Raw genomic sequence first — 13,400 nt, forward strand, 5'->3', positions numbered from 1 at the left:
TAGCTAGAAAGGAGGATTTTCGGTATTTCGCTTTAATTCAGAAATCTTATTTTCCAGTGTTTTTTTGTATTTAGCCCGTGTAGTTTTCTCTCCCTTGCTTGGTTTGACAATTTCAATAACTGATTGGCTTGGGGTAATAGCTGTCGCATGGTAGGACATCTTCGGAGCATGTAGTTCAATAATCAACCCTGGCAGGCCATAATAGTCTTTTGGCCCATCCTGAATCGGAAATTCTAAAGTGTACCAGGCAATGATATCTTTGTCGTCCACTTTTGTGGTTGCTTTATGCGCCAGATAAGGGCCAATCTGTTTTTCCTCTTCAGCCAATTGCCAGTTATAAGGCTCTAATCGGTCGGTTACCAAAAAAACCTTTCCCAGCACGTTGCCCTCGTGTAAAAATTCATTTTTCTGGTGATTTTTATATAGACCGCCTACATTTTGGCCGAGGGTTATCGTTTTTATGTTACTGCCACCATCTACTGATAAATCCTCCTCTGTCGCTTTATCTTGATTACTAACATACAAAGATTCTCCATTCTGATAATACAAAGTGTGTTGCCTTGGATTGGATAGATGAGCCGATACGCGCGCTCTAGCCTGAGGATCTGTCACATTTTTCAATTGGTTTTCAATATTTGCCCGTTCTTCATAAGAGATGATAAAGGACTGCGCTACACCGATAGACGCTGCCAAAAGCAAAGTTGTTGTTAAGAAAAAAGTTCTCATAATTATAATTAGTTTAATAGAGATTCGCCTCCGATAAATTAATCGGGGGCAAATCTCCTTTTTGAAATGAGTTTTAACACTCAATAAATACATCGTATTCTCCAATATACTCTCCGTCAAGATACACGTCATACCGGCCAATGTAACACCAGTCTGCGGCAAGCGTGCGACTGACTCCTTCAGCCGTTTCAGCAATACGCATATTATCTGTCAGCTCTATTGATCGGTTTATTTTTTCGTAAACTACTGGGTGGTGGTTCACGTTGGCTTTAGCTAATATTCCAAAAGTACTTAGGAATAAAACGCACATTAAAAACTTCTTCATAATGATATTATTAATGGTTAAAAAAGCCCCCATAGTTTAAAGAGTTTAGGAGTGTACTGCCTCGCTCTTCGCTTGCAAGCTATTGCGGATTTTGCTCGGTCGTATTGTACACTACGTCCTAATCAAAACCGAAATTTTCAATTATTTATCATTCTTGAAGGAAAAAAACATGCAGTGTGTAGTTTTCTAGCTAGCTGGGAATTGGTTCTAAAAATAAACCTATGGTACGGCTTTGTAAACTGCAAATATTCATTAAGTGGCTAATATTACTGATCGAATATATAAAAAAAATCATGTAATGAAGAAATTACTAAAATATTTTTTTGAAATTGAAGATATGTCGTTACCGTGTTATGATTATGCATCTTTAGCATCCCAATGCTTAGCGTTGGTGATCGTTGCTCGTGGTATAACTTCTTAGGTTTCCACATAATTTCTAAAATATTTTTTTTGAAAATTGTAACATTCTGCGCTATTGTGCGACAAAGTTATTAGAAGGGTTCATAATCTGCTGTGAAAAAAATGTGCTATACTGTGAGAGTGATAATCTTGCGCCCGACTAACTGATATAATCAATATTATTACATGAAAAAATTTGCTATTCCTTTAGTAATTGTTCTAACATTCTTGTGTGCCGTGGGAGGGTACGCACAATCCAAAGTAGGTGGTAAGGTAGTTGATGATACCGATAAAACCGGTCTCCAAAATGCAACTGTGATGCTGTTACAAGCCAAGGACTCCATCCTGGTGGACTTTACCCGTGTAGATGAAGCAGGACGCTTTACCTTACCAAAGTCTGACTCACAAGACTATATTCTGATGATCAGCTATCCAAAATATGGTTCATATTCCCAGCTCCTTGAAAAAGGTGCTGGAAATATAGATGTGGGCACCGTCGGTCTGACTGGCGTCGCTAATTTAATTGAGGAAGTGATGATCACTGGACGTATTCCCGTTGTGATTAAAGGGGATACCATAGAATATAATGCAGGAAGCTTCGCTACAGAGAAAAATGCCAAGGTAGAAGATTTACTGAAGGTACTTCCAGGTATCACCGTGGACGCTGCGGGTAAGATTACAGCACAAGGAAAAACAGTGGAGAAAGTTTTGGTAGACGGGGAAGAGTTTTTTGGTGATGACCCAACATTGGTAACCAGAAACCTGCGCTCGGATATGGTGGATAAGGTGCAGGTATACGAGAAAAAATCTGACTTGGCAGAACGTACGGGTGTGGACGATGGAGAGCGTATACAAACCATCAATGTCACCTTAAAAGAAGATGCTAAAAACGGGATGTTTGGAAAAGCCGAAGGTGCTGTCGGAACAGATAATTTTTATCTGGGTAAGGTTGCCGTAAATAAATTCAAGGGATCTCGAAAAATAGGTGCGTATGCCCTGGGAGCCAATGATGGAACCGTGAGTTTAGGTTGGCGAGAAGAGGAAAAGTTCGGTTTGGAAAGTGATCAAGTACAGATTTCGGACGACGGTGGTATAATGATTTTTGGTGGTGGTGGTGACGAATTCAGCAATTGGAATGGACGTGGACGGCCGCAGGTGATTAACACCGGTCTTAGTTATATGGATAGATTAGGTAAAGCAAATAATAAACTAAATCTAAACTACAAATACGGACGTATCGAGAATAACGAAATTACGACAGGGCTGAGCCAGCAAAATCTGCCCAATGGTACATTTAATCAAAATACATTCAATGACAATTATGTAGAGAACCAACGTCACCGTTTTAATGGTCGTTATGACTGGAATATCGACTCGCTGACTACCTTAATCGTGAAGCTCTCTGGTACCCGTGGACAGCGACAATCGAACGACTACAGCGAAGCTTTTAGTAATAATGTAGATAACATACGTATTAATGACAATAATCGTAGATTGCTTACCGATGCAAAAACATCCAATGTCACTTATGATGGTTTACTTACTCGCAAATTCAATAAAGTCGGCCGCTCGTTATCACTTAGAGTAGCAGGTAACGTAGCAGATGATACTGGAGACGCATTTTTAAATTCGACAACGAACGGATACAATGCAGACGGTAGCCTAGTCAATACGACCCTGATTGATCAATACAAAGATATCGCTCGAAATGCTAATAATTTGCAAACATCTGCGACCTACACAGAGCCTATTACAGATAAATGGAGAACCTCCATCGGATATACCTTTAATAACTCCAGGACGCACTCGATCAATAACTCATTCAATGCAGATGCCAATGGAGATTACACGGTATTTGACGCAGAATTTAGTAATGATTTTAACTTCAATACAGTACGTAACGCGGGGGATTTATCTGTTGGATATAAATCAGATAAAATCGATTTTAACTTTACCAATAACCTTCGCAACGACGATCTGTTCCAACGCAATAATCACGAAAACATGGAGTTGGATCGTGGTTTCCTGACCTACAACCCTTCTGCACGCATTCGCTATAATATCACCAAAGCGAAAATGATTGGTATAAATTTTAATAGAAATAACATCTTACCTTCTTTAACGCAGATTCAGCCGTTACGTCAGAATAATGATCCACTGAATATTGTAGAAGGTAATGCCAATCTGACTCCTGCTCAAAGCAATAGCTACAATTTGTTTTATAACTCTTGGGACATGTTGAAGAATACCTGGATGTATGCACAGGTAGGATTTTCTCAGCAATACAACGCGATTCAGCAAAACGTAAATATCAACGAAGTAGGGGTACGTACTATCTTCTTCGACAATATGCGTGATCGTGTAAACAATAATGGAAACATCTGGGCTGGTATGGGAAGCAGCCTGATCAAACGCTACAAAATCGAGGGTCGATATGGAGTGAATGCTAGCTTAAACGACAACTATAACTTTTTGAATGGAGATCTGAACAGGAATCAGAATTATAATTACGGTTTAGATTTAAATATCGAAAAGAACACCACCAAAACGATCGACTTCCGTGTTGGAGTAAATCCGGGATGGAGACGTTTAGCTTCCTCTTTACAGCCTCAGTTCAACAGTTCCGGTTTCACATTGGGTTCCAACTTATGGTTCAAAGCCTACCTGCCATGGAAAATACAGGTGTATGGAACGGGAGATTATACATATGAAGCACCTACCGAAGTATTTGATGAAAGCTTTAAACGGTTCATTTTTACTCCAGGTATCTCCAAACGGTTCTTGAAAAATGAGGCGTTGGCAGTGGATGTATATGTTAATGACGTGTTTAATCAGAATATTGGCTTCAGCCGCTTTCAGCAGGCGGGTATGATTTCACAACAGAATTACAACACTATTGCGCGCTATTTTATGGTGAAAGTGTCTTGGGACTTTAGTATGATGGGTGGTATGTCTGCCGACTAATTAGAAGAATTTATAAAGATGAAAAATCAAATGATGAAGAAGATAGTAAAGCTGTTTGTGCTTATTGCTTTGTTGCCCGTATACTCTGCAACTGCTCAATACGCCTATTTCCCACAAGAAGGAGTAATTACCTTCGATAAAACAGTACACATCAAAAACCTACTTAAACGGCATGTCAATTCATTGAAGGACGGGGATTTTCAACGTCGTTATATTGAAGAGCTTATCCCCAAAGTGAGTGAGACCATCGTGCTAAAGAAAAAGCTGTCCTTTAGTGGGCAGGAAACTAATTGGGAACCGATTAAAGAAACGCTAGATCCTATGGTAAACAACTTGCTTAATATGGGATTGGTGGACTATCAAAACACGGCCTATCAAAACATAAAAACAGGTGAAGGGCAATCTTCGTTTGATATGGCTGGATCCAATATCTTTATCAAAGATTCGCTGTTGAACGTGAAGTGGAAAATTACTGATGAATACCGCGATATCGCTGGTTACGCTTGTCGCCGTGCTAACGGAGTCGTGTTGGACTCAGTATATGTAGTTGCCTTTTATACGGACCAGATTCCGCTTTCTGCCGGGCCAAATGCAATACACGGGCTGCCGGGCATGATTCTAGGGTTGGTGGTTCCGGAGCAACATTTTAATATGTATGCTACCAAGGTGGATTTTATTGCTCCGGTGATCAAAACTAACATAGCTGGTAGACGTGCTACCGCTATGACACGCCGTGAAATGGAAGCAAAAATGCGTGAGAGTATGGGCAATTGGCTTTCCGCCAAGCAGCTTAACTTACTTCTGGCAGCTATGCAGCTCTAGCCTATCAGATCCTCCCTGTGAAGTGATATAAATAAAAAGCTCATCCCGACCGGGATGAGCTTTTTGATGCTATAGGATATTGTGTGTATTATACCACGAAGTTCCAGCCAAAAGGATCCTCGATTTTGCCATAACGAAGATCATTTAGGTATTGAAATACCTTGTTTGAAAACTCACGTGTTTCTACTGCTGGTAATTCATAATCTTTCCCTTCGTATCCGATTTTCGAAATATGGGTGATCGTTGCCGCAGTTCCGGCAGCAAATGCTTCGGTTACCTCTCCAGATTCAATTCCTTTAATTAATTCTTCGACGGAAACCTTACGTTGCTCTGTTTTCAATCCCCACTCATCTGCCAATTCGATGATAGTGCGGCGCGTTACGCCATGTAAAATGGTATCGCCATGTGGCGTAATGATGGTGTCGCCGATACGGAAAAGTAAATTTGCTGTGCCTGCTTCCTCAATGTATTTATGGTCACGTGCATCTGTCCACATTACCTGATCGTAACCTTCTTTGTGAGCTAGTTCTGTGGGGTATAGTGCCAAGGCGTAGTTGCCGGCATTTTTGGAAAAACCTACACCGCCATCCGATGCTCTGGTGTAGTGTGTCTCTACCTTTAGGCTGATAGGCTTGCTGTAGTAAGCACCTACGGGACCAGTAATGATAATAAATTTATAAGATTCCGATGGGTGTACGCCTAAAGCCGCTTCTGTAGCAAACATAAACGGACGAATGTATAATGAAGCGCCGGCATTGGAAGGTACCCAGTTTTGATCTACTTGCAACAATTGCTTTAGGCCGTCCAAAAATATTTCTTTTGGTACTTCTGGCATCTGTAATCTCGCCGCTGATTTATTGAAACGCTCCCAGTTTTTGTCTGGTCTGAAAATACTCACGCGACCATCGTCAAATTTATAGGCTTTAATGCCCTCAAATATAGACTGGCCATAGTGTAGAGCAGACATAGAAGGACTGATAGAGATGTCGCCATATGGTACGATACTTGGCTCTTTCCAGGTACCGTTGTCATATTCTGCGACGAGCATATGATCTGATAAAATTTTGCCAAAAACCAAATTGTCAAAATTAACCTCTGCCAGTCTTGAATTTTGTGTTTGCTCTATACGAATATCAATTGTGTTCATTACTAAATTATTTATGCTGAAAGTATGCAATTTAGGTAAAAAAAAAGACATGGGGAGATTTCTTTTTCGTCTCGTGCAACGTGTATAAAATAATTTTATTGCATTTGGGAGAAAATAAAGGTAGCTTTGTAGCAGATTCGAACTTGCTACGTTTAATAAGGGAGAATCAACAATAACTATCAGGATGAATAATACGCAAATGCTTCAAAAAGAGAATATTAAGCAAGGTCAAAAGGTGAATTTAGTGCAGTTTATTGCTGGGTATTTTGTATATCTCTACAAAGTTGCCGTACGTCCTAATTGATCATTTACGCGTATTTCCGCTAAAATGGGGTCTAAATAGGTCCGATCATTCGCTAAGCGAGGAACTTTATTCTGTCCACCTAGCCTCCCCCTAGATTTCATCCAATGATAAAAGGTGTTCGCTGGCGCGTTGTGAATTATCGGAAACGTAAGAGCCATATCCTTATAGCGCTTGGCGTCATAGTCTGAATTGATTTCTCGAAGTTTAGCATCCAATACCTCACAAAATTCACGAAAGCAAACTGGTTGTTGTGCAAATTCAATTATCCATTCGTGCGCGCCTGCTTTACCTCCATCAAAATATACGGGTGCTGCAGTATAATCCTTTACTGTCGCTCCGGTAGCGATGCTTGCGGCTTGAATGGCCTGATCAGCATTATCTACAATCAACTCCTCTCCAAAGGTATTAATATAGGCCGTTGTGCGTCCTGATATCTGGAATCTATAAGGAGATAACGAGGTGAATTTAATGGTATCACCAATCATGTAGCGCCACAATCCTGCATTCGTGGATATAATCAATGCATAATTCTTACCCAGCTCCACCTCACCTAGCGCGTAAGTTTTGGGATTGGATTCGCCAATATGTTCCATAGGTAAGAATTCATAATAAATTCCATAATCCAACATAAGTAACAAATCTTCTGAGTCGGATTGATCTTGTATGCCGAAGTAGCCTTCTGAAGCATTGTAATTCTCCAGATAATACATCTTGGCCGATGGGATCAACCGCTTAAATTCTTCCCGATAAGGCTTGAAGCTCACTCCGCCATGTCCATAAAACTCTAGGTTTGGCCAAACTTCCAACAGATTTTGCTTTCCAGTAATTTCTAAAATGCGTTGCGCCATCACTAGATTCCATGTTGGTACGCCAGCAAGGCTGGTGACATCCTCTTGTATCGTAATACGAGCAATTTGATCAATTTTATCCTCAAAATTAGGATTTAACGTTACCTCTAGGGTAGGGGTACGTTTAAATTCTGCCCAGAATGGCAGGTTGCGGATCAATATGGAGGATAAATCACCTGAATAGGAGTCGCTGCTGAAGTTGTTGAACTGCGAAGACCCACCGATCACGACCGATTTACCGGTAAATACTTTGTTATCTGGCCTATTGTGGCAATAGATAGAGAGCATGTCTTTGCCTCCTTGGTAATGGCATTCTTCTAGAGCCTCTCGGCTTACTGGAATGAATTTACTGCGGTCAGAAGTCGTGCCCGAAGATTTTGCAAACCACTTAATATCTGATGGCCAAAGGATATTTTGTTCGCCTTTGATCATACGGTCTACATGCCCCTTTATCGAGTCGTAGGATTGGATTGGCACACGATTCTTAAAATCTTCTACCGAAAAAATGCTTTTGTAATCGTACAGTTTACCCCATTCGGTCGCTTCTGCGGTGGATATGAGACTTTGAAACCATTCTTCTTGCACGTCGTGAGGATACTTCATGAAAAGCTCTATCTGATGAATTCGCTTTTTCATGAACCACGTGAATAAGGAGTTTAGAATGGCCATAGGTTTGTGCTAATGTCGACTGTTACTAAATTAGAGTTTTTTTCTTCGCAACTCAAAATGTCGGCCAAGATAAAACTTACGGGCCAATTCATTATCCGCAATTTCCTCTGGCGTACCCGTTAACATGATTTTTCCCTCAGTCAGCAAGTAGGCACGATCTGTAATAGAAAGTGTCTCTTGCACATTGTGGTCGGTGATTAAGATGCCGATGTTCTTGGTTTTCAGCTTGGCTACAATCGTTTGAATCTCTTCTACAGCAATAGGATCTACGCCAGCAAAAGGCTCATCCAGCAGAATAAAGCTAGGATTTGCGGCTAATGCGCGTGCAATCTCCGTACGCCTGCGTTCTCCTCCTGAAAGTAAGTCGCCACGATTCTTTCTTACGCGGTGCAAGCTAAACTCAGTGAGCAATTCCTCGAGCTTTTCCTTCCGTTCCTGTTTATTGGGGTAATGAATTTCTAAGACAGCGAGAATGTTATTTTCTACGGTGATTTTCCGGAACACCGAAGCCTCCTGTGCTAGGTAGCCAATTCCACGCTGCGCGCGTTGATACATGGCGTCCTGTGTGATATCCATGTCATCTAAGTAGACATGCCCTTCATTAGGTTTGATTAGACCAACAATCATATAAAACGATGTAGTCTTTCCTGCCCCGTTAGGGCCTAATAGGCCGACAATCTCACCCTGTTCTACTTGAAAGGAGACGTCGTTTACAACCGTTCGTTGCCGATATTTTTTAATCAGGTGCTCCGCTTTTAGTATCATGTGTCCAACTTCTTCACCTACAAATATATCGGTTAATATCGAATTGCCTTAATGTTCAATTGTAAATTCTTCCGGGTTTTCCAGGTGTTTTCTTCAATGGTATAGCAAATATCAAACCGCTTCCCAGCATTAATATAATCTATATGCTCTGATAGGCCGAAAGCGATACAGGCAATGGGCACGCTATCTTCTTGCTTTACCGTCATCTTCAAGTGGTTTGCGCCTACAACATGTGCAAGCCCTTGCGCTGTAACGCCTTTGGAGATAAAGATAGGTTGTTCATTCTGCGGTCCGAATGGCTCAAACTGCTTCAGAAGACGAAAAAGTTTGGCATCGATGTCCTGCAGGTGTATTGGGAGGTCGATGGAAATTTCTTGCGTAAGCATTTCCGGTGTGATGCTATTCGTTACCACCTCTTCGAATCGCTGCTGAAATAAGGGTACATTCTCTACTGGCATGGTCATGCCGGCAGCATATTTGTGTCCGCCGAATTGTTCCAGCAAATCACTACACGACTCCAATGCCTGATACAAATCAAAGCCCAGCACCGATCGCGCAGATCCAGCTACATGACCATTTGTGTTGGTCAGTATAATGGTGGGGCGGTAATACTTTTCTGTCAGGCGCGATGCTACGATCCCAATAACGCCCTTGTGCCAGTCTGCCTTATATAGCACCGTGGAGTTTCGCTGCTGTAAAGATTCATCCTCTTCGAGTAAAGCCATAGCTTCTTCCGTAATTCGAAGATCCACGTCCTTGCGCTCATTATTTTGCAGATTTACTTTTTCCGAAAACAGCAATGCATCAGCCACTGATTTGGAAGTGAGCAGCTTTACGGCATCTTTGGCATGTTCGATACGACCGGCAGCATTGATGCGAGGGCCTATTTGAAACACGATATCATTAACCGTGAAAAAATCCTTTCGATTGTTGGATAATTCAATCAACGCCCGGATGCCAAACGAGGGATTGCTATTCAATTTATGTAAGCCGAAGTGGCACAGTAAACGATTCTCCCCGGTAATAGGTACAATGTCTGAAGCGATGCTCACCGCTACTAAATCCAAGTATTGATAGGCCATTTCCATATCCATATCATTGGATTGGATGAATGCCTGTATAATCTTAAAACCAATACCACAACCCGAGAGCTCCTTGTAGGGATAATGACAGTCTACCCGTTTTGGATCTAAAACAGCCAAAGCGTCTGGTATCGTGTCTCCCGGAAGATGGTGATCTCCAATGATGAAATCAATGCCTTTCGATTTGGCATAGGCCACCTTCTCAATTTCTTTGATACCGCAATCGAGGGCTATAATCAACGCATAACCATGCTCGTGTGCATAATCAATGCCCTGATAGGAGATGCCGTAGCCTTCCGCATAGCGATCGGGAATATAATAAGCTAGCCCGGTATGAAATTGATGTAGAAAAGTATACACGATGGATACGGCCGTTGTACCATCTACATCGTAGTCGCCATAAACAAGAATTTTTTCCTTATTGCTAATCGCCTGAGTGATGCGGGCTATCGCGACGTCCATATCTTTCATTAGGAAAGGATCGTGTAGGTACGATAAAGAAGGCCTGAAAAACTCCCGCGCTCCTTCGAATGTTTCAATTTTTCGGTAGGCTAAAAGGTTGGCAACTACGTCACTTACTCCGAGTTCATCGCGTAAATGCCGGGTTGCTGCCGTGTTATTTTTGGGTTTTAGTAACCACCTTTTTTGCATACCTTTGCCTTGTGAAATAAGGGTAAATATACGTTTTTTAACCCGTAATAGCCTAATTTCTACATCCTATACCTTTACGATGTAGCGTAAAGTACATAGTAACAACTATATAGAATGATACAAGCACATTCCCTATACGAGGGATCTTTTTCCGTAGATGCTAGCAAGGTTTTTGTTCCTTTTGATCCGGAAAAAGATGACCCGAAAGACAGACCCGCCTCCTTATTCGTTCACGTTCGTCCTTTTCTGGTCGAGACCAGCCATGGCCTTGTGGTACTTGATACCGGTTTAGGTGAACGTACGGAAGATGATGAATTGTTGATTCATCATAATATTAAAAAATTGGGTTTCGATCCGGCGGATGTAAGGTATGTGTTGATGTCCCATCTGCACAAGGATCATATGGGTGGTGTAGTTGATGTACAGGATGGATCTACACGAATAGCGTTTCCCAATGCAGAATATGTGGTACAAGAAAAGGAATGGGAAGCCGCTTACAGTACCGAATCGGCCTCTTATAGGACGGATCTTTTTCGTGCCCTGCAACGTAGTGGTAATTTGCTCTTGGTAGATGGGGATGGGGAGGTGAACGACGAAATTTCGTATCAGTTGACCGGAGGTCATTCCGAATTTCATCAGGTATTTCACATAAAAACAGGTGGTGAACATTATTTCTTTGGAGGCGATGTGCTTTCCGAACCAGGAGAAATCTTTCGTAACTTTGTGGCCAAGTATGACTTTGATGGAAAGAAATCACGCGACTTGCGTGCTGACTTTTGGGAAAAAGGAGCTCCCGAAGGATGGATTTTCCTGTTCTACCATTCTAAGTCTATACAAATTGGGCGTCCAGTAGAGAAGGACGATGGTAGCTTCAAGTTGGAAGATATCGCAGAATAAGTACATTTGTCAAAAAATATAACACTAAAAGGAAGTAAATCATGTCGATAGTTAGAGAAAGCGATCTGATAGGAATCGGTAAGAAGTACGAAATTGATACGGACGCCGGTGACCAGATGGTAGTGGTTATTCACGATGACGGTCGTAGGGAGTTGTACCGCCACGAACGTTCAGACCATGAAACACACTGTGTAATGACACTCTCCGATGAGGAATCTCGTCACGTAGCAGGTATTTTAGGAGGTCTTTCCTACAAGCCAAAAGCCTTGGAAACTATCGAGGTGGCTCTGGACGACCTGCGTATTGAATGGTACAAAGTAGGGGAGTCCAACGATGGTGTGGAAAACAAAAGCATTGGAGAATTAGGCGTTCGCCAAAAGACCGGAGCTTCCATTATTGCGGCGATCAAAGATGATGAAACGATCATCAATCCCGGTCCGGATTACGTGATTACCACGGGTACCACGCTGGTAATTGCCGGAAAAAGAAACAATATTAAACTGCTTAAAGAAATCTTGCTGTAACCTAAATTGTATTCATGCTGAGTCATACCTTAATATTAGAAATCGGGATTGCTGTCTTATTAGTCGCTTTAGTAGGGCTATTGGCCAATAAGCTTCGTTTTTCTGTTATCCCATTTTTTATATTGATCGGTATGGTTCTAGGGCAGCATGCCCCTACTTTCGGTGCGGTAGATCTTACCTTCACCGAAAGTAAGCCGTTTATCGACTTTATGGGGCGTCTGGGTGTGTTGTTTCTGCTCTTCTATCTCGGTCTGGAGTTTTCCGTTGGCCGTCTTATGAAGTCAGGTAAGTCAATCGTTTCTGGTGGTCTGTTTTACGTACTGCTCAACTTTGTTTCCGGTTTGTTTATCGGTTGGATGATGGAGTTACCTTTCAAAGAGATGATGGTACTTTGTGGAATCATGACCAGTTCCTCGACGGCGATTGTCGCCAAGGTGTTGACCGATTTAAAACGGACAGCAAATCCAGAAACAGAGGTTATTATGGGAATGATTATGTTTGATGATCTGTTCATCGCGATGCATATTTCATTCCTATCGGGATTGATTCTTACCGGTTCTACCTCGATCTTGGCTGTTGCGGGCACCTCTGCATTAGCATTGACTTTTATTCTAACCTTCTTAGTGCTGGGACGTAAATTGGTGCCAGCGATTGATAAAGTATTGCAGGATAAATCTTCTGAATTGTTCGTACTGATCATTTTCAGCTTGCTTTTTGTGATTGCAGGTTTCTCAGAAACTATTCATGTAGCGGAGGCTATTGGCGCGTTGATGGCTGGCCTAGTCTTAGCAGATTCTAAGTATATCAAAAAGATCGAAGGGATGGTGCTGCCCTACAAAGACTTCTTCGGGGCGATGTTCTTCTTCAGCTTCGGATTATCTATTGATATGTATTCTCTGGGAGGAGCCGTAGGTTGGGGCGCTTTGGCGGCCTTAATCACCGTGGTAGTGAATGTCGCCTCTGGTTATTTTGCTACTAAATTCTCCGATCTGAAACCAAGAAATGCGGTAGATATCGGTTTTACCTTATCTGCACGTGGCGAGTTTTCGATTATCATGGCCAACATTGGCAAAGCCGGCGGTTTGTTGCCCGTAGTGCAATCCTTCGTAGTAGTATATGTACTATTGTTATCTATTATCTCTCCTCTGCTTACCAAAGAGTCCAAGAATATCTGGAATGCCTTAAGCGGATCATCAAAAGACGTGAAGCCCGTTCGGAAAAAGCTCAGTGATCTCGAAGCGCTTTCTGAACTCAATAAAAACGCGCAATCATAGCAA

Annotated in this window: 11 protein-coding genes; 5 read left to right on the forward strand and 6 right to left on the reverse strand. The window is 41.9% G+C overall.

The genetic code is table 11. The features are described 5' to 3' along the window. Positions 1-3: 3 nt before the first annotated feature. The gene (locus M8998_RS13255; RefSeq protein ID WP_249993641.1) at positions 4-726 is read right to left on the reverse strand and encodes a GLPGLI family protein; all 723 of its coding nucleotides are present in this window, start codon (positions 724-726) and stop codon (positions 4-6) included. Positions 727-799: 73 nt separating this feature from the next. Continuing rightward, entirely contained in the window at positions 800-1,051 is a 252-nt protein-coding gene (locus M8998_RS13260; RefSeq protein WP_249993643.1) for a hypothetical protein, read from the reverse strand. Between the two features lie 585 nt (positions 1,052-1,636). Here M8998_RS13260 and M8998_RS13265 point away from each other — a divergent pair. Together M8998_RS13265 and M8998_RS13270 are read left to right on the forward strand one after the other, a co-directional pair. Next, positions 1,637-4,414 (forward strand): outer membrane beta-barrel protein, encoded by a 2,778-nt coding sequence (locus M8998_RS13265; RefSeq protein ID WP_249993645.1) that lies wholly within the window; start codon positions 1,637-1,639, stop codon positions 4,412-4,414. Between the two features lie 30 nt (positions 4,415-4,444). Beyond that, positions 4,445-5,236: a GLPGLI family protein gene (locus M8998_RS13270; protein WP_249993647.1), complete on the forward strand. Its 792-nt coding sequence runs from the start codon at positions 4,445-4,447 to the stop codon at positions 5,234-5,236. A gap of 88 nt (positions 5,237-5,324) precedes the next feature. Here M8998_RS13270 and M8998_RS13275 read toward each other — a convergent pair whose 3' ends face one another. The 4 genes from M8998_RS13275 to recJ all read right to left on the reverse strand — a co-directional run bounded on the left by M8998_RS13275 (position 5,325) and on the right by recJ (position 10,702). Beyond that, positions 5,325-6,383 carry a branched-chain amino acid aminotransferase gene (locus tag M8998_RS13275; RefSeq protein ID WP_249993649.1) on the reverse strand — a complete coding sequence of 353 codons (1,059 nt, stop codon included), beginning with the start codon at positions 6,381-6,383 and terminating at the stop codon, positions 5,325-5,327. A gap of 276 nt (positions 6,384-6,659) precedes the next feature. Beyond that, on the reverse strand, positions 6,660-8,204 hold the full coding sequence (locus tag M8998_RS13280; RefSeq protein ID WP_249993651.1) for a GH3 auxin-responsive promoter family protein: 1,545 nt from the start codon (positions 8,202-8,204) through the stop codon (positions 6,660-6,662). Between the two features lie 30 nt (positions 8,205-8,234). Further along, a complete protein-coding gene (gene lptB / locus M8998_RS13285; protein ID WP_249993653.1) occupies positions 8,235-8,969 on the reverse strand; it encodes an LPS export ABC transporter ATP-binding protein in 735 nt (244 codons plus the stop codon). 32 nt (positions 8,970-9,001) lie between these two features. Then, positions 9,002-10,702 carry a single-stranded-DNA-specific exonuclease RecJ gene (gene recJ / locus M8998_RS13290; RefSeq protein ID WP_249993655.1) on the reverse strand — a complete coding sequence of 567 codons (1,701 nt, stop codon included), beginning with the start codon at positions 10,700-10,702 and terminating at the stop codon, positions 9,002-9,004. 114 nt (positions 10,703-10,816) lie between these two features. Between recJ and M8998_RS13295 the strand changes: the two genes are divergently transcribed. Genes M8998_RS13295 through M8998_RS13305 form a run of 3 tightly spaced genes read left to right on the forward strand, consistent with a single transcriptional unit; the run spans position 10,817 to position 13,397 of the window. Continuing rightward, a complete protein-coding gene (locus M8998_RS13295; RefSeq protein WP_249993657.1) occupies positions 10,817-11,599 on the forward strand; it encodes an MBL fold metallo-hydrolase in 783 nt (260 codons plus the stop codon). Between the two features lie 41 nt (positions 11,600-11,640). Beyond that, positions 11,641-12,123, forward strand: coding sequence for a cation:proton antiporter regulatory subunit (locus tag M8998_RS13300; RefSeq protein ID WP_249993659.1), 483 nt, complete (start codon positions 11,641-11,643; stop codon positions 12,121-12,123). 14 nt (positions 12,124-12,137) lie between these two features. After that, the gene (locus M8998_RS13305) at positions 12,138-13,397 is read left to right on the forward strand and encodes a cation:proton antiporter (RefSeq protein ID WP_249993661.1); all 1,260 of its coding nucleotides are present in this window, start codon (positions 12,138-12,140) and stop codon (positions 13,395-13,397) included. Positions 13,398-13,400: the final 3 nt, after the last annotated feature.

This window comes from Sphingobacterium sp. lm-10 (genome assembly GCF_023554555.1).
GTDB lineage: Bacteria > Bacteroidota > Bacteroidia > Sphingobacteriales > Sphingobacteriaceae > Sphingobacterium.